This window comes from Psychrobacter sp. WY6 (assembly GCF_018448495.1).
Classification (GTDB): Bacteria; Pseudomonadota; Gammaproteobacteria; order Pseudomonadales; family Moraxellaceae; genus Psychrobacter.
In genome coordinates, this window is record NZ_CP049902.1 from 3,103,738 (window position 1) to 3,127,055 (window position 23,318).

The window sequence follows — 23,318 nt, forward strand, 5'->3', positions numbered from 1 at the left end:
AATAATAGAATTATTTTTATAGATATATGGATGAATATTTATCTCATAAGATAGCACCAAGAGCCAGTCTAAGACTAGGAGAGTATTGCAAGTAACATTTACGATAACTGATATGATTTCATCAAATGATGAGTAGCGGTGTCAAGTTTGTTTAGCAGGCGAAATATCATGCTGGCCCTTATTTTTCTCACTATCCAAACATTTAAAGATAAATAAAGTCAGTCAAATATCTCTTAAAAACAGATCAAAAAAAGGAGAGACAATCAATATCTCTCCTCCTTTCTATTACTTCTAACAACACTAGTAAGTTGTCAATATAATAGTATTAAGTGCCTGACTTACAACGCTGGAACCAGTAAGCTTTCGCCCGTCATTTCAGCAGGCTGCTCAATATCCATCAGCGCCAAAATAGTCGGTGCGACATCGCTCAACTTACCACGACTACGTACTTGTAAGTTTTTTTCACCCACGTAAATGAGCGGTACATGCTCAGTGGTATGTTGAGTATGTACTTGACCGCTTTCGTAATCTTGCATCTGCTCACAGTTGCCATGATCTGCCGTGATAAGCATATCACCGCCAGCAGCGCGTACCGCTGACTCAATACGGCCAACACAGACATCTAGTGCCTCTACTGCTTTTACAGCCGCATCAAAAATTCCCGTATGACCTACCATATCACCATTGGCATAGTTGACAATTAACACGTCATATTTGCCTGATTCAATGGCAGCCACTAATTTATCGGTCACTTCAGGCGCACTCATCTCTGGTTTCAGATCATAAGTCGCCACATCTGGAGAGGGTACGAGAATACGTGTCTCGCCCTCATACTCTTCTTCACGACCACCGCTAAAGAAAAACGTCACATGCGCGTATTTTTCGGTTTCAGCGATACGCAGCTGAGTTTTACCATTGTCTTGCAAATATTCGCCAAGTGTATTGGTCAACGACGTGGGATAATAAGCAACGCTAGTTTTGGGATTGTCTGCTAAAACGTCAGAATATTTGGTCAGCATCACAAATGCCGCAAGTTTTGGCTGCTTATTGCGGGCAAACCCTGAAAACTCATGATCTGGCAAGACAAAAGCTTGCGCCAGCTCACGGGCACGGTCAGCACGGAAGTTCATAAAAATAAGCGCGTCATTGTCATCAACGGTATAAGGCACTTCATCACGGCCAATGACTACGGTCGGGTTAATAAATTCATCGGTTTCGCGTGCCTATAAGCAGCTTGTACTGCGCCATCTGCACGCGTAGACAGACGATCGGCTTTACCTTCAGTGATAAGCTCATAGGCTTTTTGCACGCGATCCCAGCGATTGTCACGATCCATTGCATAATAGCGCCCAATGATACTGGCATCTGTACGCGGCCGCCTTCATAATGAGCATTAAGCTTATTGATATGATCCCGCAGACGATTAATATACTTATCTGCTGATTTAGGTGGGGTGTCGCGTCCGTCTAAAAAACAATGTACAAAGACATTTTTGGCGCCGTGCACTAACGCCGAGTGGCACATCGCTTCGATGTGATCTTGATGAGAGTGGACGCCGCCATCTGACAGCAAACCCATGATATGGACGTTACCACCCAACTCGTTCGCAGCTTTGACCGCCTTGACTAAAGCTTCGTTTTTATAAAATTCACGATTGGCTACTTCACTTGAGATACGAGTCGAATCTTGATACAGAACGCGACCCGCGCCTAAGTTCATATGCCCAACCTCTGAATTACCAAACTGCCCATCTGGCAAACCAACATCTTCTCCAGAAGCCGATATCAATCCATGCGGATTTTGCTGATAAATCCTATCCAAATTTGGCATATTGGCGGCAGCAATCGCATTATCCTTATCGTCTTCACGATGCCCAAAACCATCTAATATCATTAAGACATGCGGCACTTTTTTATTTTGATCGCCATCCTGCTTGCTATTGAGCTGAGCCTGATTATCATCGATAAATGCTGATTGTTGCTGGGTATTGGTCATGGATTACCGCTCCTCAAGTGAATGAACGCCTATAATGCTATATTAGGATGTTTAAAGCCCTCTATATTAACACACATCTTAAAATAGCTGAAAAATCGTCATTTTACGCCCACTCTTAAGCGTTAAAGCATACTTATTTAAAGCACATCTATCAGTAGAAAAGGCGGTTAAAACTTAATAGCAATAATGCCACTCTCTAAATCTACGTATCAATCTGTAAATCATACTTGCAATCATTCAAACCATTCGTTAAGATAATTATATTCTGAAGTGTTGGCTAGTAGATGTTTATTCCCTGAGCCGATAATGCTTTACCAGGATGTGGTACCTATTGCTTCATTGTGTATGCCTGCACCGCTTGCGGTGTATCAGGAAACCTGCAGAGGCAGTGACGCATCCGCCCTGAACTTCACGGTTCATGGGTCGCCATCTTACAGCGGCACTTCGGTTGTTCTATTCGGTTAATTATTATCTTCTTATATTTCGGTAGGTTTACTTATCAACTCATAAAGACTTAGTAATAACCATTAAAAACCCCCTTTTATCAATGATAAAAGGGGGTTTTTCTATGCTTGCCTATTAATTCAACTATTCGTCATTGGCAGATTTGGTGATTTTTTTCACATCTTTGGGAATGGTTTTTGCTGTCCCATCAATCGTTGTATGCTGTTTAAACCCATCACCAAACGGGTTTTGTTGTTGACCGAACGGATTTTGATTATTCATACCACCTGCGCCGCCGAATGGGTTTTGACCGCCCATGCCACCAAACGGATTTTGTCCGCCGCCCATCTGTCCACCCATTTGCTTGGCCATCATTTCCATCATTTTTTGCTGATTATTCATGACATAATTATTAGCAAAGTCTTTGAGCTTCTTTTGCACGGGTGGCAATATCACCAATAATGCGAGTAAATCGCTCAGCACACCTGGAATGAGTAGCAAAATACCAGCCGCTGCCATGGCCACACTTTTCATCATGGTTGATTCTTGCGGACGCATTGATGGGTTCATCATGCCACCTGCTTTCATTTGCTGCGCCATTGGATTGAGGGCAGCCATCCCTTTACGCAAGAGGGAGATACCGATGACTGCGGCGATAATAAACCACATAAATACCCACCAACCACTCATAAACTGAGCAAGCAAATACCAAAGTAGCATTTCGATAATAAACCAAACAATGGCAATACCAACTATCTGACCCATAAAGTGTCGTCCTATAAAATAAAAACCAATAAATTGAGCGCCATGCAAATTAAGATGGCTAACATATGATGTATATGGGGATTGATTGCTATACTATCAAACTTAAGGCTGATTTTTAAGCCATATAGTCGGTACAATATAATTTGGATACAAGGAAGATGAGCAAAAGCACTACGAGTAGTAGGCTGAGCAAGTCTGACACCGTATCCAACTTATATAGGATTGAAAATAAAATGTAAGCAAGATGGAATATTATGGCAATTATTATTGGAATTGATCCTGGTTCGCGCATGACCGGTTATGGCATCGTCCAACAGACGGGCGACAAACTCACCTATATCGATGCAGGTACCATACGTACCGACACCAAAGAGATGCCTGAACGTCTAAAGCGGATTTTTAATGGCTTAACGCGCATCACACAGCATCATTTGAAATATGCTGATGAGCCCATCTATACTGCCATTGAGCAAGTGTTTATGGCAGAAAACCCTGACTCAGCGTTGAAACTTGGGCAAGCGCGAGGTGCTGCTATTGCCGCTATGGTTGCTCTAGATTTAGAAGTATCGGAATATACTGCACGCCAGATTAAGCAAGCCGTTTGCGGTTATGGTGCAGCGGCCAAAGAGCAAGTGCAAGAGATGGTCTGCCGAATACTATCTTTGGATGTCGTGCCACAGCAAGATGCCGCCGATGGTCTTGCCTGCGCCATCTGTCATGCGCATTCAAGCCACTCCATGAATAAATTAATATTAAACAGTGCCATGCGTGGGCGCGGTGCATCTAAGAAAAAAGGTCGCTGGCGTTTGACAGAAGAAGATTTAGGCAATTTGCGTTAAGAACGCTTATAATACAAGCATAAAAAACGCGTCTAAATGGCGCGTGTTTTTCGAACTGTCTAAGTTATTTACACTATCGTTTTGCTATAAAATCGCTTTACTATAAAAATGCAACGGCTTAAACCGACTACTCTGCGACGGCACTTTCAATCACTGCATCCAACACATAAGCATATTCTTCACCTTCTGTACTATCATCACTGTCTAATGGGTAACGCTGTAGACGTAATACTTCATCATGCATGCCATCATGCTGATAGCCATCGATTTCACCCGTAAAGACTGCCCACTTACCTTCGCTCGTTTTAATACCTTGGTCATCATAGGTAATGGGTTTCACTTGTAGACACATCTCAGAGTCATTATCGGCGCAAGGTATCATTTTCGAGCTTACTGCCCAAAATACGGTCTCGCCTTTACTATTATACTTGGCTTGTGAGGTAAGCCTACCTTCCCAAACCAACATTGCTCCGACACTGGTCACTTGGGTTAATATTGGCTTATCACCCTTGAGACTATCATCCTGAGAATTGTTGTCTTTAGCGTCGCCATCTTTGGTACTGTTAGCCTTCATTAATGTTAACTGGCTTTCACCTTGCATCAGCTGACTTAAACTATTTTCAGCCTTATCAAGCTCACCACAAGACATTTTCGTACTCATACCCTCTTCAATAGTCAAAGTGTGACCTTGCAATTGGTAGCCAGCGCTCATAGTATTACAGCCAACGCTATAACTTAACGTATTCTCACCTTGGTATTGATTAAAAGACAAACGCACTTGGTCTTTAATATCCGTCAGCATATTTAATGGCTGTGCGCCTTTATCCGTTACAGACATCAATGTCCAACGATAACGTGAAAGATTGGAAATCATTTTCTCTTCATCGCTCATCTTATCCATCTGAGTATTATCCGTTACTGCATCAGCATCATCATCTATCTGCCATCATCATTTATTGTATCAGCGCTTGTCTGAGTGCCTTCTTGTACGTCACTTTCATTAGGCAAAGAAGCATCTTGGCAAGCACTTAATGCCAAGCTTAGTGCCAACAAACTTGGTAGTAAAGTGAATCGAATTGGCCGTTTTTTAACAGATGAGGTCATAGCAGTCATACCTTGTGGTTATCCCTTTTTTAAGTCAAAGTATTTAAAAAATCAGGTTAAATATTTAACAATAAGGGGCTGATGATATCCACTTTATTAAAGCGTCACAATTCACCACTATAGCGCCGTTGATTACCATGGTTGTAACAAAGTGTTATTTTTATGGATTCATCGTAACTGCTATTTTAATATTTAAAAGTACTACAAAAAATCAATGGTCTCAGATAATTGGAAATTTCATCAATTATTCAAGACCATCAATGATGTCACCTTTTTTTTTCGCGCTAGTCTTACTCGGTTGTATGAGCAATTTTGGCTTTTGCCATATTTTTAATACTGAAACGCTCATTCATCATTTGATAAAAACGCGCAAGATTTTCGCCCTGCTCATTCGGATTTACGTTAAGGACTTTCCCAAAATCCAAACCGAGATATAGGACGATATCAGCAAAGCTTAATTGTTCACCGACCAAATACTCACGACCTTCTAAAATATTTTCAAAATAAGCAAGGGCTTTAACAGCCCGTGCAACAGATGGCGCGACGAACTCTGGGACTTGCTCAACACGTTGGGCTTTGGACGGATGGCTGTGTTGAAAAGCCAGCATAAAGTTATATAATACCTCAAACTCAGCAATGCGGCGCATAGCGCACACTTGTGCACGTTGTATCACATCATTACCCATCACCGAACGCTCACCATAGACACGGTCGAGATACTCACATACAGCCTGCGAATCATTGAGTACAGTGCCATCACCTAGTGTTAGAACTGGCACGGTCTGCATTGGATTTATTTTGGTGAACTTGTCTGACATTTGCTCATTGGCAGCAAAATCAATGTCAATCACGTCCACATCATCCATATCATCGACATCGATGCCTTTTGATGCTAACAAAATAAGGGCTTTACGTGGATTGGGCGCGGTACGGGTGACGTATAGTTTTTCATGGCAAACTCCTTGTAAGATTGGACAAAAGCGACTCAACGCTATCTGGTTTTATTATGGTTATTACGCTGTTGATGATAAATGAAGACTGACCATCCTTTATACAACAGTTATATCCTACTCTGCTCATCATAGCAAAGCCTTATTAGGCTTGCTTTTTTGATCAGAGACTAAACAAAAAATAGCCCCACTACGTTACGTCATGAGGCTTCATTGCATTCATCCAATAATACTACTTATTTATTGGGTGCAGGCGTGGTACGTAAATAAGGCTTAATTTCTGTATAACCTTTAGGGTATTTGGCCGCAATATCTTCGTTTTTGACACTTGGTGGAATGATGACATCATCACCGTCTTTCCAGTCAACTGGCGTCGCAATATTATATTCATCAGACAGCTGCAGAGCATCAATGACACGGATAATCTCGTCAAAATTACGACCACAGCTTGCAGGATAAGTCAGCGTTAAGCGGATTTTTTTATTTGGATCAATAATGAAGACACTGCGTACCGTATGCGTGCTATCTGCATTTGGATGCATCATGTCGTATAGCTCAGCGACTTCTTTGTTCGGATCAGCAATGATTGGAAAATTTAACTCAGTACCTTGAGTCTCACCAATGTCTTTTGCCCACGCATGATGGTCATCGATACCATCAACAGAGATACAGATTGGCTTGACACCACGCTTTTGAAATTCACCATTCAGTGCCGCAGCACGACCAAGCTCAGTCGTACATACTGGCGTGAAATCAGCTGGATGAGAGAAAAAAACGACCCAATTATCGCCTGCCCACTCGTGGAAATTGATATTACCCTCTGTGGTTGCAGCGTCAAAATTCGGTGCGGTATCGCCTAAACGTAAATGTGCCATGCTTAATTCCTTAGCTATGTTAGTGATGAGCACTAATATCCAAAGATATTCGCGTGCTCTATTATTATCAACGTACTTTTTATTATCAACGTGCCCTGTCAGATATTACACAATAACTCAAAGCACGTCAGCAAAAATTCTATTTTATCTTAGCAAACTGGCTATGACTGTCTTGTGAAGGATTGTAATGCGGTTATTCTGTTTATTACTAGGTAACTTAGCATAGACTTAACGAATGAATCAAATTACCATTCCAGAATCCCACAAACAAAAATCACCGAATTTACCTTTTTTACTGGTACCACCTGCTGCACGCCCAGCATCTGTTAATGTAAGCTCACCTTCTTGCTCTTGTAAATATCCCGCTGCAAGTAACTTATCATTTAACTCTTGTGTCTTAAAGCCCAGCTCTTTCGCAAGCTTTGCTGTGGTCGGCTTAGAGTAATTAGGCGTTGCCGCTTCTGTAGCAGTAGGTGCGACCGTTGTATTAGCATTATTGCTGGGCATTGTATGACTGGCAGTAGCAGTATTATCAGTCCTACCATCGGATTCAGTCACTTTTTCAAGCGACATGCGCACTTCATCACTGATACGAATAATGCGCTGTGCCTCCTCATAAGTATCGGCATATAGTTTGGCATCTTCATTACGATAAATCAGCACGCCCATTTCATTATTATTGACTTGACTAAATTCATAAAGGTTCAAACTGGTAATGATGCATTCGTTTTCATTGAGGTAGCACTTCGCATGCAAATTTTTGCAAAAGCTGGTACGAATAAAAGTCAGATTTTTGAGCCAGTTTATTTCTTCTGGGTGCAAATCATTCTTGCCATAAACGATTCTAATATCAATTTTGAGACGATTACGATCCTCTAGCAACTCTTTAATACGCTCATTCAGCTTTAGATAGGGACTGATGATAATCAACCTATCAGACGCACTTTTAATCAATTCTTCTAAATGGTAAGTCGTGCCACTGCTGTTTAAAAATTTTGCCATTATTATTTCCTCAAATCTTACGATCAATCCCTTTATAATCATGCACAAAAAAGCCCATCCCTAGCGTACTAGAAATGGGCAAGCTTGAAAACCACTATTGTTCAGTAATTTTTCAGATAAATACTAATGCCGCTGATAGTGTTACATTAAGCTGGCTTATAGCTGTCACGCAAGCTCACGATTTGGTTGAATATCGGTTTATCAGTGCTGTGGTCTTCGCTATCAGAGATAAAGTAACCTTCACGCTCAAACTGGAAGCGTGTGCCAGCATCCGCATTTGCCAATGACGGTTCAACTACAGCATTGAGTTCAGTCAACGAGTCAGGATTTAATGCTTGATGGACGTCAGCGACGCCACTTGGGTCTTCGACACTAAATAACTGCTCATACATGCGCACCGTTGCTGGGATGCCTTGGCTAGCTGATACCCAATGAATCACGCCTTTAACCTTACGACCTTCAGGATTTTGACCCAAAGTCGCCGGATCAATCGTCGCTTTTAGTTCAACGACATTACCTGCGTCATCTAGTACATGTTCGGTCACTGCCAACACATAGGTGTTACGCAGACGAATTTCTGGCTTTTCTGGTGATAGACGCTTATAACCTGCTGGCGGCTCAATTTCGTAATCGCCTTGATCGATATAGAGAGTCTCAGTGAATGGAATCTCACGCTCACCCATGTCGACATTAGGATGTTTTGGCTGCGTGAGCCATAAGGTTTGCGAAGCATCATCAAAGCGAGCGTTGACGCTGTCCGCTTTTTGCGATTCCCAACTGCTGACCGCTTCGGCAAAGTTGGTAATGATCACTTTTAATGGCTTAAGCACTGCCATACCACGACCTGTGGTCGTCTCTAATGATTGGCGAATACTAAATTCTAATAAGCGAAAGTCAACGACGCTGTCTACTTTGGTTACACCAACACGCTCACAGAAATCACGTAAACCCTCTGGTGTGTAACCACGGCGACGCATGCCAGCGATCGTCGGCATACGCGGATCATCCCAACCACTAACGATATTTTCGTCAACCAACTGTTTAAGCTTACGCTTGCTGGTCAAGGTATGATCGACATTTAAGCGGCTAAATTCATACTGGTGCGGTGTACATCAAAGCCAATTTTGTCAATGACCCAATCATAAAATGGACGATGATCTTCAAATTCCAGCGTACACAATGAATGGGTAATGCCTTCGAGTGCATCAGAGAGCGGGTGGGCAAAATCATACATCGGATAGATACACCATTTATCACCCGTTTGGTGATGCGCTTGATGCATGACGCGATAGATGACAGGGTCACGCATATTCATGTTTGGGCTTGCCATATCAATCTTGGCGCGCAACACGGCTTTGCCTTCAGTATATTTGCCTTCTTTCATGTCATTAAAGAGGCTCAAGTTTTCTTCAACACTGGCAGAACGATGTGGTGACGCTGTGCCTGCCTCATTGAATGAGCCTCGGTTTTCTTTAATTTGCTCAGGTGACTGCAAGTCTACATAAGCATCACCCTGTTTAATCAACTGCAAAGCCCACGCATACAACTGGTCAAAGTAGCCTGACGCATGGTGCGCCTCTCCTGCCCACTCAAATCCAAGCCATTTCACATCGTTCTCGATGTTGTCGATGAAATCTTGTTTTTCTGCGGTAGGGTTAGTGTCATCAAAACGCAGGTTACAAACACCAAACTCTTCGGCCACGCCAAAGTTTAGGCAGATAGATTTTACATGCCCCAAGTGCAAGTAGCCGTTTGGCTCTGGCGGAAAGCGCGTCACGATTTGTGGGTATTTTTGCGCCTTGACATCGTCACGAATGATATTGCGAATAAAATCGTTTTTTTGTTCGTCTTTTTGTGCATTGTTGCTTGAGTGCTCACTCATCGGGCATTGCTCCTAACGCAAATTGTCAGTTCATGCTACGTGCCATCACGCAGCATGGAAAATTCAAACCAAATCATTAAAAACAAGTTATTAAAAATGATAATAAAAAGCTAAAGTTGCGTTATTCTATCAGCTTTTGCGAACGCATTAACAGCCTGATACATGACACGAGATAAAAAAGCCGTTAGACTAGCCATAACTTTTTAACCACCAACTTTTTAGCCACCACTTAACAGCGTCATTTTAGGCGCTGCAATCAAAGAGGAATATCACATGGTAGACATGCCACCAGTAGTAGAACTAGACACCAATATGGGTGCGATCGTTATCGAACTCTGAAGAAAAAGCACCAAAGACAGTAGAAAACTTTTTAAACTATGTAAAATCTGGTCATTATGACGGTACGATTTTCCATCGCATCATTGACGGCTTTATGATTCAAGGCGGCGGAATGGACGCTGAAATGAATGAAAAAGCGACCAATGCTCCAGTTGAAAACGAAGCAGACAACGGTCTAAAAAACGATGCTGGTACGATTGCGATGGCGCGTACGCAAGATCCGCATTCAGCAACCAGCCAGTTTTTCGTTAACGTAAAAGACAACGACTTCTTAAACCATTCTGGCAAAAACATGCAAGGTTGGGGCTACACCGTATTTGGTAAAGTAACCAGCGGTATGGATGTCATCGAAAAAATGCGCGGCGTACCTACTGGTCGTTTCGGCATGCATGCTGATGTGCCAAAAGAGCCAGTGGTTATCAAATCAGCGACTATTATCACTAAGTAACTGCTACTAAATAACGGTTTCTCAGTAATCATTCTTCAATAGTTATTACTCAGTAGCGATGAGTCTGTAAAAGCTTATGAGTCGTTACTGTTTAAAATTACGAGGATAAAGATAAATGCAAAGTTTTGAGCACCTAATTACCACCAGCCCTCATGAGGTGCGGCAAGTATTGATTAGCGATTTGCATTTATCGCCTGAAGAGCCTGCCTTAGTGCAGGCTTTTTTGGCGCTGCTTGATGATTGCCTTGCTTTGCCTGTGCTCAAGCGCTTATTTATCTTAGGTGATTGGTTTGAAGTTTGGCTCGGTGATGATTTTTATTTGTCTTTATCCGACGAGGAACGACAAAGTCATTGGCTCACTCCGCTTATCGTCAAATTAAAAAGACTACGGGTAGCTGGCTGCGAGATTTTGGTCATGCATGGCAACCGTGATTTTTTGTTAGGTCAGCCATTCTGCAATCTATTTGGTGGCGAGCTTATTTACGAGCCGTATACTTTGACTGTCGGTCAGCAAAATTATCGTCTAGAGCACGGTGATGCTTTGTGTACTGATGATAAAAAATATCAGTTTTTTCGCAAAATCATGCGTAATCGGTTAACCCAATGGTATTTGCTCAATAAACCACTAGAAAAACGCTTGGCTATCGCAGATAAAATGCGTAAAAGCCAGCAGAACAACGCCAATAAAGCGGCGCATATCATGGATGTGAACGATGAAGCCGTGCATCAAGCCATCAGCGATAGCGATGCTTTATTGCATGGACATACCCATCGTCCAGCTATTCATCAGGCTACCACTGATAAAAAACGCTACGTGCTCGGCGACTGGCGATTGCTCGATAGCAATATTCGCCAGCCAAAAGTAAGTGCGGTGATTGGTGCAGTGACAGGCGACGAGCAATCAAATGACAGTTTTAATAGTAATGCTGCTGAATTTAGATTGATTGAATTTAAATCGCTCATTTAATATCATTTTTTTTGAGCGCCTCTGAACAATAAAAAAGGTCTGTTGATAATTCAACAGACCTTTTTACTATAAATGACACTGCATGATTGACACGAATTTAAGTGTCAAACTATTGATCGCTCAACTCTTACTTTACGGTATTAATTTAAAGAAATGCTGGCGATAATGCTTTAATTCACGAATAGAATCACGGATGTCATCTAACGCTAGGTGACTGCCACCTTTTTCAAAGTTTCTGAGAATATCAGGACGCCAGCGGAAGCAAAGCTCTTTAATTGACGAGACATCCAGATTGCGATAATGGAAGAATTTTTCTAATTCCGGCATTTGACGCGCCATAAAGCGGCGATCTTGACAGATGGAATTGCCGCACATTGGCGACTTACCACTATCGACCCATTTATTGAGAAACTTAATCGTCTCAGCTTCAGCCTCTGCCAATGTCACGGTACTACGGCGGACACGGTCGACCAATCCTGACTGACCATGCTGCTTGGTATTCCAATCATCCATTTTATTTAACGTTTGATCCGATACTTTTATAGCGAACACTGGCCCTTCGGCAAGGACATTTAAATCTTCATCAGTGACAACGGTAGCAATCTCGATAATCTCGTCATTCAAGGTATCCAGTCCGGTCATTTCTAGGTCAATCCATACCAGCCCTTTTTTGCCTTGGTTTCTGATTTTAATCTTGTTGGGGTGGTCACCGGTACTCATAAAATATCCTATGGTCAATAAAGTTTAGAACAACTTTGGAGCAATATTAATTAGATAAATCGCCTGTTAATGTTCATCGCTAAGTAGCAAAACGTTGCATCTACTGATTTATAACCCTTAAAACGTTACAAAATCTCTGTCTGCAGCAGGCGCTTTAGGCTGTATGTTATCAAACTTTCACGCTACACTTAGCAATATTTTTTTAATAGGTTCAAAACCCATGGCATTAATTCGGCAACGCAAACTGACTAAGCAACAGATTCGTCGCATCGACAAACAACAGCTGGCAAGTCAAGACAGCATCGATGACAGTTTGGATGGCGTGGTCATGGCGCATTATGGCAAGCAGTTGGAAGTACAAGTGACCAGCTTGCCTGCGGTGATACCCGTGCAACCGGAGATTGCACCCGATGATCCTGAGCCGTTTTGGCAAGAGCTGGCATTAGGCGATATTTGGCGTTGTCATGTGCGTACCAACTTACCGATGCTAGCTGCTGGCGACCAAGTACGCTGGAGTGCCGATCCTAACACGGGCTTTGGACGTATTGAATCGGTCAAGCCGCGTACCTCTCTGGTCTCGCGTCCTGATCGTTATCATAAACTTAAACCTGTCGCCGCCAATGTCGATATTTTAGCGATTGTATTTGCGCCGCTACCTGCTGCCGCGCCAACCCTCATCGATCGTTATTTGGTCGTCTGTCATCATGCTGGCGTAAAGCCGCTGTTGGTGCTTAATAAAGCCGATTTATTGGCAGAAGAAAACGGCGTCGATACCAAAGAATTATTGGCACAATATGCTTCTCTCGGTTATGAGAGCGTCTTGACCTCAGTCGATTGCCCTGAAAACGTCGCGGATAGCGATGAGCAAGAAGGGCTGGATGAATTAAAACGTTATATCGATAAAAAACTGGTTATTTTTGCGGGACAATCTGGTGTCGGTAAAAGCAGTTTAATCAATGCACTACTACCTGAATCGGCACAAAGCGTCAATATCATCTCTGATAACTCAAAACTTGGTCAACACACCACCACCACCAGTCGCTTATTACCATTTAATCCAGCCGACTTGACCCAAGGCGGTATCGTCGATACGCCAGGTATCCGCGAGTACGGCATTTGGCATCTCACACCCGATGATATCATTTCAGGATTTGTGGAACTTGCACCCTTATCTGGCAACTGTCAGTTCCGTGATTGTCGTCATACTCACAACAGCAAAGGCTGCGCACTATGGCAAGCGGTTGCTGACGGCGTGGTATTGCAGCGCCGTGTGGAAAACCTCGTGACTTTAAGAGAAGAGGCTGATACTAAGCCCTATTAATACGGGCAGTATTAATATTGGCAGTATTAGTATCCGCCTTATAGCTCGTTAATCGCTTGGTTGACCATCGCCCGTTTACTATGGATGGTCTAATCGGTATAATAGCGCCTTGTTCAGTATCGTTAGGCTGTCTTCTCAGCTTAACCGAACACTTATTTTTTTGGAGGTATGGTTTGGATCGTGCGCTGGAATTTGTGGGCAACCACCCGTTTTTATTTGGTATATTAGCCGTACTTGCCGTGCTATTTTTTACGATTGAAAACAAACGTAGTGGCAGAAAAATATCGCCCAATACCTTAGGTATGATGGTTAACTCGCAAAACGCGCAGCTAATCGATATTCGTGCCAAAAAGAAGTTTGAGACCGGTTACATTCAAGGCAGCCGTAACATACCGTTCACCGAGCTCAAAGACCGCTTAGAAGAAATCCGTGCAATTGAGCAGCCAGTGATTATCATTTGTGATATGGGTGTGCAAGCAGGCGCGGCTATTCAGATGATCGGCAAGGACAGTGTCTATCGCTTAGAAGGTGGTATCGCGGCGCTGGCAAGCAGCGGGCATGCCATTAGTTGGTTTAAAAGACGCAAAGCCTAAAAATAAAGGCAAAGCCAAACCAAGTCTACATAAGTAGTCCGCTATACTGATGTTTAAAAATATTTAGCCCGTATCAATTGATATATGATTGAGGGGCGTTGAATATTTATAAATAAAAAAGACACCTTATCGATAGGTGTTTTTTTTTGTGTGCATTTGTGCTACCGTCAGAGCTTTTATACTCAAGCATCTTGAATTTGCTCTGTTCATCCCCACTTTAATAACGAGCATTACCGAATCTATCTTCAATTTACTTGCTGGTAACGGATTATAAGAATTTTTAAAATAATATTTATAATAAAACGATTACCTTCTAAACTTATAAATAAGGATTTACCATGACTGTCGCTGTTAAAGTTTACACCACCCCTCTGCCCATATTGCTCAAACGCCAAACAACTCTTAAAAACTAAAGGCGTTGACTACGAAGAAATTGGCATGCACGATATGAGCCGCGAAGAGCGTCAAGAATTAATGAAAAAAACCAATAACTATCGCACTGTGCCACAGATTTTCGTCGGTGAGACCTTTGTCGGTGGTTTTGATGAACTCAATCAAATGAACCAACAAGGCAAACTTGACGAGCTATTAGCAGGTTAATCTGCTACTTTTCGTTGCTGTCTTCTGCCTGTGCAATGATAGACAGCGGCAAAGATAAAAGAGAGTAATAAAAACATCCAGATTTTGTCTCGATTTACATTACAATGAACTTTTATTAAAATGACAGTTTGTCCAACTATTTGAATAACTTTTAGAGGATTTATCATGGCTGAAGAACAAGCACAACCACAATTAGCGCTAGAGCGTATCTACGTAAAAGACATGTCACTTGAAGTCCCAGGCGCTAGTGTGTTCACCAAAGAGTGGAACCCAGAGCTTGATATCAATTTGTCTAGCAACGCTGAAAAACTGGATGATGATCATTATCAAGTCATTTTAACGGTGAGCGTTACAGCAAAAATGCGGAAGAAGCGGCATTTATCGCTGAAGTGCATCAAGCGGGTATCTTCTTATTAAAAGATATTCCAGAAGACCAAATCGGTCAAATCTTAGGTGCATACTGCCCGAACGTTTTGTTCCCGTATGCTCGTGAAGTCATCAGCGACATCGTAACGCGTGGTAGCTTCCCGCAGTTATTGCTAGCCCCTGTCAACTTTGACCAAGCTTACGCACAAAGCCAGCAACAAGCACAAGTTGATGCTGAAGGTAATGCATAAGTTTTAAGCAAAAATTTGCTAGCTTTATTCACAGTATATTTTGATAAAAAAGCCGTTTACTCATCACGAGTGAGCGGCTTTTTTGTGGATGCTGTTTAAGCGCTTACTCAAAAGAATCGTTGAGCAATGAGAGTTCTACTGAGTAATATTGTGAGACAGACAGTTAAAACCATCAGACATAAAAAAACCCTGCTAACAAACAGGGTCTTCAATCTCATCATCAATTATTCAAAATCGATGATCAACCTTTTAACGCTGATAAAATTTGTTGCTTAACCTCATCGATGCCTTGCGTGCCATCAAACTTATCATAATTAGGGGCATCGGCACCTTCTTTGGCCTTGTCTTGATAAAAACCAACAAGCGCTGATGTTTGCTCATGATAAGTCGCTAGACGATCACGAATGGTAGATTCTTTATCATCTTCACGCTGGATTAGCGCTTCACCTGTCACATCGTCGATACCATCGACCTTGGGTGGATTGTGATCAACGTGATAAACGCGACCTGAACCAGGATGTTGGCGACGACCAGATAAGCGCTTGACAATCTCGTCATCTGGCACGCTAATTTCGATTACATGATCGATAGCAACGTCAGCATCTGCAAGTGCTTGAGCCTGTGGAATCGTACGCGGAAAACTCCAAAATACAACCATTGGCACAATCAGGCTTAGCGATACGTTCTTTCACTAGGTTAATAATGAGTCATCAGAAACCAAACCACCAGCATTCATGATGTCTTTGGCTTTTTTGCCAAGCTCGCTGCCTTCTTTGATTGCTGCACGCAGCATATCGCCAGTTGAGATCTGCGGGATATCATATTCTTTAGAAATAAACTGGGCTTGGGTACCTTTACCGGCGCCTGGTGGACCTAGCAAAATAATACGCATCATTACACGATTCTCCTTAATAGATAGGATTTTGGGACTAATAAAACTCAGGGATTGGTTGTTTGCCAAGCTACCTTACCTTGTGGCTTGGCAAAGCTCAAGTATTTTCATTATTTGCAGTGATAAGTTGTCATGACTTATCTGTTCATATAATGCTGTTGCGCGCTGCTGTATCGGACAACAGCGCTTACGTCAGAGGTGCTGACAACAACAGATATAATACTATGGAATTTGTTGATTAATTTCAACATTGACCTGATTTTGTTCCGCACTAATTACCACAGGATTACCTGACAAATCCTCTGACTCTGCACTGGCAGTACCACTATGGCTGATACGAGCGATGACAGCCAACTGAACTTTATCCGCTCTCGCCGATTTCAAAGTACGTTCAGGCATCATGGCCAAATCGCTAATGCTGGCTTCACCTTGCTTGATAACACTGATCGGCAAACGTTTGGCAGCAAATGGTGGTCCACCATTGACATCACGTATGGCGACAAATAACACATCGTCGGCTTTAACTAACGGCAGCAGGCTAGCATTAATCGTAACAGTCACTTCAACACCTTCAGAGGCTTGCTGTTGCTGAGCGGTGACATTAGCACTTAGCTCATCTAAACTCGCCAATGCTTTGGTATGATCACCAGGTTTAGCCGCAATACTGTCACGTAGACGCTTAATCCAGCCTTGTGCTTGATCAAAATTACTACTCCGTGCCTCACCCATTGCCATGAGCATTTGCGCGCCCTCATGCTCTGGATTTTTAGCCAACACGTCTTGTAGCACTCGGCGACTATTAGCGTCTAATTGGCCTTTATTGGCAAAGAAGCTAATCTGTGCATAAGTGGTTGCAATCTCTTCATTGTCTGGTGACAAACGATAAGCACGCGATAAGGCTTCAATTGCGGAGTCAGTGGCTTCTAATGATAAGAATAATTCTGAAAACGCATCCAGCGATCTGGATCATCAGCGTGACGATAGACATTGGTTTGCATGGCACTAATCAGCTGTTGACCATCTTCAATCGCCCAAGCAGGCGGCTGATCAATCTTACCCGTTAATAAGTCATCAGCCACTTGACCGACTTTGTCTTCAGCTGCCCAAAGCTCGAACACAGGCGTACGATCGCCGACCATCAAATACGCCATCGCCGCGAGGACTGGCACCCAGACAGTAATAATCAATCGGCTTTTGATGCCAGGCGCGACCATCGGTGTGACTTCACGCTGAGCATCCAATAACTGGCGTTCAAGCTCCAGTTTTTGGTTCTGGTAATGGCTGTCATCGATAGTGCCATTGTCTTTATCTGTTTTTAGTTCTGCTAGACGCTCACGGAACACAGCAACGTTGATATCCAACAGCTGATGTCCATAGGCTTTTCTGGCGAGCGTGATGCTCGCAGCCAAGGCATGATAGTAATAACAGCGAGTATTAGGGCGATGAGTAAGCTTAGAGCAATAAATAAGCCCACAGTAGAGAATATGGTCATTTTTTGTCCTTGAGGCTTGTAATATCATGGTCGTTTTTGTCATCGCTCGAAGCACGTGATAACAGACGATCAATCTCGGCTTTTTCAGCAGCAGATAGAGCAGCAGCCGTACTATTGACCGTTACCCCCTTTCACCACTAGCGACAAGCTGACGTCGTTTGCTTTGCCAGAACCAGCCTATGAGTAAACTGATGAGTAATAGTGGCGGAAAAAACCACAAAATCCACGTTGATGGCCGGACAGGCGGCTTATAAGTGATGAAATCGCCATAACGTTCCTGCATATAAGCACGAATCTCGCCATCACTACGACCATCTTTTATCAAATCATAGGTTTTTTGCTTTAGATCTTGGGCAATGGGCGCATCCGATCCTGCAAGATTTTGGTTTTGACATTTAGGGCAACGCAGCTCTTCGATGAGACCACGATATTGGGCTTCTTGCTGCACAGAATCAAAGTCATAGACCTCAATAGCAGCATAGCTTGCCATACTTATTAGACAAGCTATTAATAGGCTCGCGACTTTTAACGTAACGGCTGTTATTTTATTGGCTATCATTTACACGCCTCCGCAACCTGAGTCGGATCTGGACTGACGTTGTTTTATTGGCTTCATTGAGCACCATCAAGCAGGGCGTGATACGGCTTTGCCAGTTGCTTTCATTGATCTCACCAATGATGTGCTGACGAATAATACCATTACCATCGACTACGAAAGTCTCAGGTGCACCCGTCAAACCTAAGTCCAAAGCAAACTGACCAGATAAATCCTGAATGGACATCGAGAACGGATCGCCACCTCGGTTTAAGTAGCCTAGGGCATCACCAATATCATCTTTATAGTTGACCCCGACCAGATTGACACCGCGCTCCTCTAGTTGCATAAGAAAAGGATGCTCAATAATACAAGTTGGGCACCAAGAGCCCCAAATGTTCATCAAAAAGGGCTTATCAGGCAGATTCTCATTGGTCATGATACGACTGGTATCTGATAATAAAGGCAGCTCAAAAGCGGGCACTGGGCGCTCAAGTGCCGTATTGGTAACAATATCCGTCGGCTTACCCAAACGCAGATATAGCATGATGATTAAGCCAATGAAAACGATCAGTGGAATCAAAAACCATAGCTTAAGTTGCTTTTTGTTCATGGTTTTCGTGCCACCTACCTTATCTTGCTTTGCATTTTGATCAGGGGATTGCTTTGATGTGCTCATATTAATTATCCCCTGTCTTTAATGCTGACGCATCCAAATCGGCGACAGTGGTAAAGCCTGCTTTATTCGCCGCAATTTGTGCAGGTGTCTTGGTTTTCTTAATACGATACCGATGATCAAGAATACTCAATACTGCACCAAACGCCATAATCAGAGCGCCTAGCCATATCCAGCGGATAAGCGGTTTCACATAAATACGTACTGCCCATTCATTGCTATCTTCGGCGATAGGTTCGCCCAGTGCCACGTAAACATCACGCATGAGGCTAGCATCAATCGCGGCTTCTGTGACTGGCATCATACTAATGATGTAATTACGTTTTTCAGGATACAGAGTAGTCACAGCACGGCCATCTTTGCTGATTTCAACCTCAGCTTGGGTGGCATCAAAGTTACTGCCTTGACTTCACGAAAGCCTTTAACGGTAAAGTCATAGCCTTGGACATGAACACTATCGTTTGGTCCAAGCGCGACATCACGTTCAATACTTAACGTACTGGTAAATGCGACGCCGATGACGGCAATAATGACACCAATATGAGCAGTCTGTTGACCCCAATAGCTCAGACGTAACTGGCGTAACCCTTTAACAAAATTGGGTGCGTTTTTGGTTTTGTCTTTGAAATCAACCACCATCCATAGCAGTACCCAAAAACTGACCGCCAAGGTAACGCCAATATTAAGCATCGCAGACGGGCTCACAAAATACGTGATAACTGCCGCAAGCACTAAACTACTGGCGGCAATGACCATACCAGCGCCCAAGAGCGGACGGCTGTCTTTTTTCCAGCGAATGTTCGAGCCCATACCCATTGCCACTAATATCAGCCACGTTAGCGGTACAAATAGCTTAAAGTAAGGAGGGCCGACAGACACCTGACCTAAATTAAAGGAGTCAGCAATGATAGGATACAGCGTGCCGAGTAATACGACCAAAGTCGAAATCAAAATAATAACGTTGTTAATGACTAAAAATGACTCGCGTGAGATCAGTTGATACTGACTTTCGACCGTTAAACGCCAACCACGTACCGCAAACATCAACAAGCCACCGCCGATGATCACACCGAGAATGACTAGAATGACCAGACCACGCGTTGGGTCAGCGGCAAACGAATGCACCGAGGTAATAACGCCAGAACGCACGAGAAAGGTGCCCAATAGACTGAGTGCGAAAGCAAAAATCGCCAGCATAATCGTCCATGCTTTAAAGACACCACGTTTTTCTGTAACGGCAAGCGAATGTAACAGCGCAGTACCAGCCAGCCATGGCATCAATGAAGCGTTCTCTACTGGATCCCAAAACCACCAACCACCCCAGCCAAGCTCGTAATAGGCCCACCATGAGCCAAGCGCGATACCAACGGTCAAAAAGCCCCAAGCCGCCAATGCCCACGGACGCGACCAGCGTGTCCACACTGCATCTAAACGACCTTCCCACAATGCCGCCATACAAAAGGCAAACGGCACGACCAAACCCACATAACCCATATACAGCATCGGTGGGTGGATAATCAAACCGAAATCTTGTAGCACAGGATTTAGATCCGCACCATCAACAGGTAAGTTTGGCAATGTACGATCAAATGGCGACGAGGTAAAAATCAGCATCGCGAGCATCATCATCTGCACGCCAGCCAAAATTACCAACACTCGCGCACGCATAGACAGTGGCAAACCACGGCTAAAGTAAGAGACCAGCGCACACCAAGTAGCCATGATGGTCATCCAAAGCAGCAATGAACCCTCATGACCACCCAAGTTGCCGACAGCTTATAATACCAAGGCAACAGCGTATTAGAATGCTGAGTGACATAGACTAGGCTGAAGTCATTATAATAAAAGCCTGCCATCAGCGCGGCAAATGATGTGATCATGGCAGCAAATTGTGCCCACGCCAGACTTGGTGCCAAACGCTGCCACGCAACGTGGTCACGCATGATACCGACGGTTGGTAATACCACCTGCAAAATCGCCAATATAAAGGCGGCTAGCAAGGCAAAATAACCCAATCTGTGATTAACATACGGTCTAACCTTGTTTACCTTAATACGGTCATTGTTTATTTTAGGGATTGGTTTTTAGGATATTCGAAAGTATCCAGTAATCGTTACTACGAGTATTTATACTGCTGGTCTTTATCAGGGCGTATTAAACATTCACAAATAGGCACTGCTGATTGCGAAAACTGTTCTAGACAAAGCGTAAAACGACATGCTCGTGCCTTAACTAGGTTATAACGCACTGCTCATATAGATCTGGGAGGCAGTTTTCACATCAGCTCGAAGAGACAGGACTCTTTTTTACCATTTCATGGTTAAAAAATAGTCTCTGTCAGTGCCATGGTCGAATATTCAACACGCCCTAGTATTATTTATTATAAAAGCGCCATTAGCCATTGCAGCTGAGGGCGTTACAGCAAGGTACATTAGCGTCAACTTGTCACGTTTCTGTATCCACTCTGTATGCGATGTGTATGGACATAAAAAATGCGTCATTACTGAATCGCAGGAAAAAACACTAAGACCAGATGCAACCAGCCTGCTAAAAACCCTGTCAAACCACCCAACACGATTAATGTCATTTCATCTTCACGAAAAGCGGGACGTAATAAGTTCTGAAACTCATCTGGCGTCAGCGCGCGAATACGGTCACGAAACAGCCCAAATATTTACTGGCACGGCTTTCATTGAGCTCAGGATCTCGCAATGGCACCATTGTCGCAACAATTGACTTATCAATGATGGTGTTTTTAGCTGTCCATATTCGCGGCGACCCAAGCCTAGGCGCAGTGTCGTACTAATCACTGGCGACTCTAGCACTTTATATAAATGCGACTTCATCAACTCACGCGTTTGCGCAGCACGGTCGCCATACATCATCTCATTCATGTTCTCAAGCGTCACCAAATCTTTTACGACAATCTCAGCAAAAACCTCAGAAACCTCCTCTTGGCGTTTCATAAAACCGCCTTGCAAACGGTACGGGCGATATGTGGTAATTGCGGTCTAATAAAGGGAAAGCGACTCTGGACGGCAAAAAACTTCACATAAGGAATAAATCGCGGCTACAGGATTAAACACCATCCAATAGCAATCCAATTGGAAAAAACCCAAATAGCGGCAAAAAACGGCACTGTCCATGCTGCGGCACCACCAAAAATATAAACATTTGGATAATACCGAAGACCAAACCAATCAAAGCACTGATATGCCAAATAAAATCGATCTCTTTTTGACCAACCTTCAAAAACATATTGACCATTAAACGACGATCACTTCCATCGTTTAACAATCATTTTGCGCATATCACCAAGTCTTCGACGTATGGGTCAAGTCAGTCACCAAAGACTGCATGAATTGGGCAGCTCTTGATGCGCTTGAGCATAGACACGGCGCTTCAACGCATAAGGCAGATTACCCCACAGCGCTGGCGAATGGTCCAACATAATTTCATCAATCAATGCTTCAGGTTTTTGTCCACGGTATCCGTGATAAATACCGCCATCTGCTCAGGTTCCATCGCCTGAAAGAACTCATCAAGCGAACAAGCTTTGATAGCGTTTGATCCACGATAACGCCTGATAGCCAGCCTTCGTGGGACGATACCTTGCCAGCCAATACCCGGCAACCCAAAAAACGGGAAGTTGGAATACGAATACCCCGAAACTTAATCGGATAGAACAGCATTTTAAGCCATCCACACGTGTATCCTGTGACAAATGCGTCACAGGCGGAATAGTCAGCATGGCAAAAAACTCTGGGTGTTCAGCTATTGTCTGCCACAATGAAGTTGCATCCATGACTTATCTTGCCCCTGACAGGTTAATTGTCGTCGCTAATTAAAAAGGATTAGCAAATTAGAACGCTTAACAAAAAGCCGCTCTGCCCATGATAATATTATCAAATAAATCGCCTGATTTTAGCATACTTGCCATTCATTAGCACACGTCGAGCCTAGGTAAGTTGTGACTAGGGATGACACGTTTTACTATTACTTTCGATAGTAACAATATTAATATCATCTACAGGCGCTTTAGATAATAACGACCACAAAATAAATGGCGGTGTACTGCGGCGGCTCATTTGTTCTGTTATAATTTGTGATTGTATGACCGCACATCGCTGTATATAGATTGAGGGATTATTATTTCAACTCATATCAGTCCATGTAATTGAAATTCTTATTATTATCCTTTATGCTCGCCGCACTTTGATGAACGACCCTGCCCTTTTACTCTCTTTTATTGACTCACTGAC

The 23,318-nt window shown here is 43.2% G+C and carries 14 protein-coding genes, 1 other RNA gene and 9 pseudogenes; 8 read left to right on the forward strand and 16 right to left on the reverse strand.

Going from position 1 to position 23,318, the window contains the following annotated elements; genetic code table 11:
* Positions 1–338 precede the first annotated feature (338 nt).
* Positions 339–1,995, reverse strand: a pseudogene (gene gpmI, locus G7Y90_RS15550) (2,3-bisphosphoglycerate-independent phosphoglycerate mutase).
* 259 nt (positions 1,996–2,254) lie between these two features.
* On the opposite strand from gpmI, the gene ssrS reads away from it, so the two are divergent.
* Positions 2,255–2,450: non-coding RNA, 6S RNA (gene ssrS / locus G7Y90_RS15555), on the forward strand.
* Positions 2,451–2,583: 133 nt separating this feature from the next.
* Here ssrS and G7Y90_RS15560 read toward each other — a convergent pair.
* Positions 2,584–3,204: an FxsA family protein gene (locus G7Y90_RS15560; RefSeq protein ID WP_055123798.1), complete on the reverse strand. Its 621-nt coding sequence runs from the start codon at positions 3,202–3,204 to the stop codon at positions 2,584–2,586.
* 254 nt (positions 3,205–3,458) lie between these two features.
* On the opposite strand from G7Y90_RS15560, the gene ruvC reads away from it, so the two are divergent.
* Positions 3,459–4,043 carry a crossover junction endodeoxyribonuclease RuvC gene (gene ruvC, locus G7Y90_RS15565; protein WP_045446965.1) on the forward strand — a complete coding sequence of 195 codons (585 nt, stop codon included), beginning with the start codon at positions 3,459–3,461 and terminating at the stop codon, positions 4,041–4,043.
* A gap of 127 nt (positions 4,044–4,170) precedes the next feature.
* On the opposite strand, the gene G7Y90_RS15570 is transcribed toward ruvC, so the two are convergent.
* The 6 genes and pseudogenes from G7Y90_RS15570 to G7Y90_RS15595 form a co-directional block, all read right to left on the reverse strand.
* Positions 4,171–4,944 carry an META domain-containing protein gene (locus G7Y90_RS15570; protein WP_250162842.1) on the reverse strand — a complete coding sequence of 258 codons (774 nt, stop codon included), beginning with the start codon at positions 4,942–4,944 and terminating at the stop codon, positions 4,171–4,173.
* Positions 4,945–4,979: 35 nt separating this feature from the next.
* The gene (locus G7Y90_RS15575; RefSeq protein ID WP_250162843.1) at positions 4,980–5,147 is read right to left on the reverse strand and encodes a hypothetical protein; all 168 of its coding nucleotides are present in this window, start codon (positions 5,145–5,147) and stop codon (positions 4,980–4,982) included.
* A 290-nt stretch (positions 5,148–5,437) separates the two neighbouring features.
* The gene (locus G7Y90_RS15580; protein WP_250162844.1) at positions 5,438–6,136 is read right to left on the reverse strand and encodes a glutathione S-transferase family protein; all 699 of its coding nucleotides are present in this window, start codon (positions 6,134–6,136) and stop codon (positions 5,438–5,440) included.
* Between the two features lie 197 nt (positions 6,137–6,333).
* The gene (locus G7Y90_RS15585) at positions 6,334–6,972 is read right to left on the reverse strand and encodes a peroxiredoxin (RefSeq protein WP_045446971.1); all 639 of its coding nucleotides are present in this window, start codon (positions 6,970–6,972) and stop codon (positions 6,334–6,336) included.
* A 240-nt stretch (positions 6,973–7,212) separates the two neighbouring features.
* Positions 7,213–7,974 carry a phospholipase D family protein gene (locus G7Y90_RS15590; protein WP_250162845.1) on the reverse strand — a complete coding sequence of 254 codons (762 nt, stop codon included), beginning with the start codon at positions 7,972–7,974 and terminating at the stop codon, positions 7,213–7,215.
* Between the two features lie 146 nt (positions 7,975–8,120).
* Positions 8,121–9,856: pseudogene (locus G7Y90_RS15595) on the reverse strand (glutamine--tRNA ligase/YqeY domain fusion protein).
* 273 nt (positions 9,857–10,129) lie between these two features.
* On the opposite strand from G7Y90_RS15595, the pseudogene G7Y90_RS15600 reads away from it, so the two are divergent.
* Positions 10,130–10,643, forward strand: a pseudogene (locus tag G7Y90_RS15600) (peptidylprolyl isomerase).
* Between the two features lie 115 nt (positions 10,644–10,758).
* A complete protein-coding gene (locus tag G7Y90_RS15605; protein WP_250162846.1) occupies positions 10,759–11,610 on the forward strand; it encodes a UDP-2,3-diacylglucosamine diphosphatase in 852 nt (283 codons plus the stop codon).
* Positions 11,611–11,742: 132 nt separating this feature from the next.
* On the opposite strand, the gene orn is transcribed toward G7Y90_RS15605, so the two are convergent.
* On the reverse strand, positions 11,743–12,330 hold the full coding sequence (gene orn, locus G7Y90_RS15610) for an oligoribonuclease (RefSeq protein WP_045446983.1): 588 nt from the start codon (positions 12,328–12,330) through the stop codon (positions 11,743–11,745).
* Between the two features lie 220 nt (positions 12,331–12,550).
* Here orn and rsgA point away from each other — a divergent pair, with 220 nt between their 5' ends.
* From rsgA to secB, 4 genes and pseudogenes are all read left to right on the forward strand, one after another.
* Positions 12,551–13,651, forward strand: a complete 1,101-nt coding sequence (gene rsgA / locus G7Y90_RS15615) for a ribosome small subunit-dependent GTPase A (RefSeq protein WP_250162847.1) — start codon at positions 12,551–12,553, stop codon at positions 13,649–13,651.
* Positions 13,652–13,824: 173 nt separating this feature from the next.
* Positions 13,825–14,281: pseudogene (locus tag G7Y90_RS15620) on the forward strand (rhodanese-like domain-containing protein).
* A gap of 311 nt (positions 14,282–14,592) precedes the next feature.
* On the forward strand, positions 14,593–14,844 hold the full coding sequence (grxC, locus tag G7Y90_RS15625) for a glutaredoxin 3 (protein WP_250164013.1): 252 nt from the start codon (positions 14,593–14,595) through the stop codon (positions 14,842–14,844).
* 162 nt (positions 14,845–15,006) lie between these two features.
* Positions 15,007–15,461 (forward strand): annotated as a pseudogene (gene secB / locus G7Y90_RS15630) (protein-export chaperone SecB).
* A gap of 241 nt (positions 15,462–15,702) precedes the next feature.
* Here the strand turns inward: secB and adk are convergent.
* From adk to G7Y90_RS15665, 7 genes and pseudogenes are all read right to left on the reverse strand, one after another.
* Positions 15,703–16,356: pseudogene (gene adk / locus G7Y90_RS15635) on the reverse strand (adenylate kinase).
* 219 nt (positions 16,357–16,575) lie between these two features.
* Complete coding sequence (locus tag G7Y90_RS15640) at positions 16,576–17,310, reverse strand: tetratricopeptide repeat protein (protein ID WP_502937441.1); 735 nt, start codon at positions 17,308–17,310, stop codon at positions 16,576–16,578.
* Positions 17,277–17,888: a c-type cytochrome biogenesis protein CcmI gene (ccmI, locus tag G7Y90_RS15645; protein ID WP_250162849.1), complete on the reverse strand. Its 612-nt coding sequence runs from the start codon at positions 17,886–17,888 to the stop codon at positions 17,277–17,279. The genes G7Y90_RS15640 and ccmI overlap by 34 nt, the downstream gene beginning before the upstream one ends.
* A pseudogene (locus G7Y90_RS15650) lies at positions 17,842–18,335 on the reverse strand (cytochrome c-type biogenesis protein). Before G7Y90_RS15650 ends, ccmI begins: the two are co-directional and overlap by 47 nt.
* Positions 18,336–18,390: 55 nt before the next feature.
* Positions 18,391–18,993 carry a DsbE family thiol:disulfide interchange protein gene (locus G7Y90_RS15655; protein ID WP_502937442.1) on the reverse strand — a complete coding sequence of 201 codons (603 nt, stop codon included), beginning with the start codon at positions 18,991–18,993 and terminating at the stop codon, positions 18,391–18,393.
* A 67-nt stretch (positions 18,994–19,060) separates the two neighbouring features.
* Positions 19,061–21,071, reverse strand: a pseudogene (locus tag G7Y90_RS15660) (heme lyase CcmF/NrfE family subunit).
* A gap of 485 nt (positions 21,072–21,556) precedes the next feature.
* Positions 21,557–22,861, reverse strand: a pseudogene (locus G7Y90_RS15665) (hypothetical protein).
* Positions 22,862–23,318: the final 457 nt, after the last annotated feature.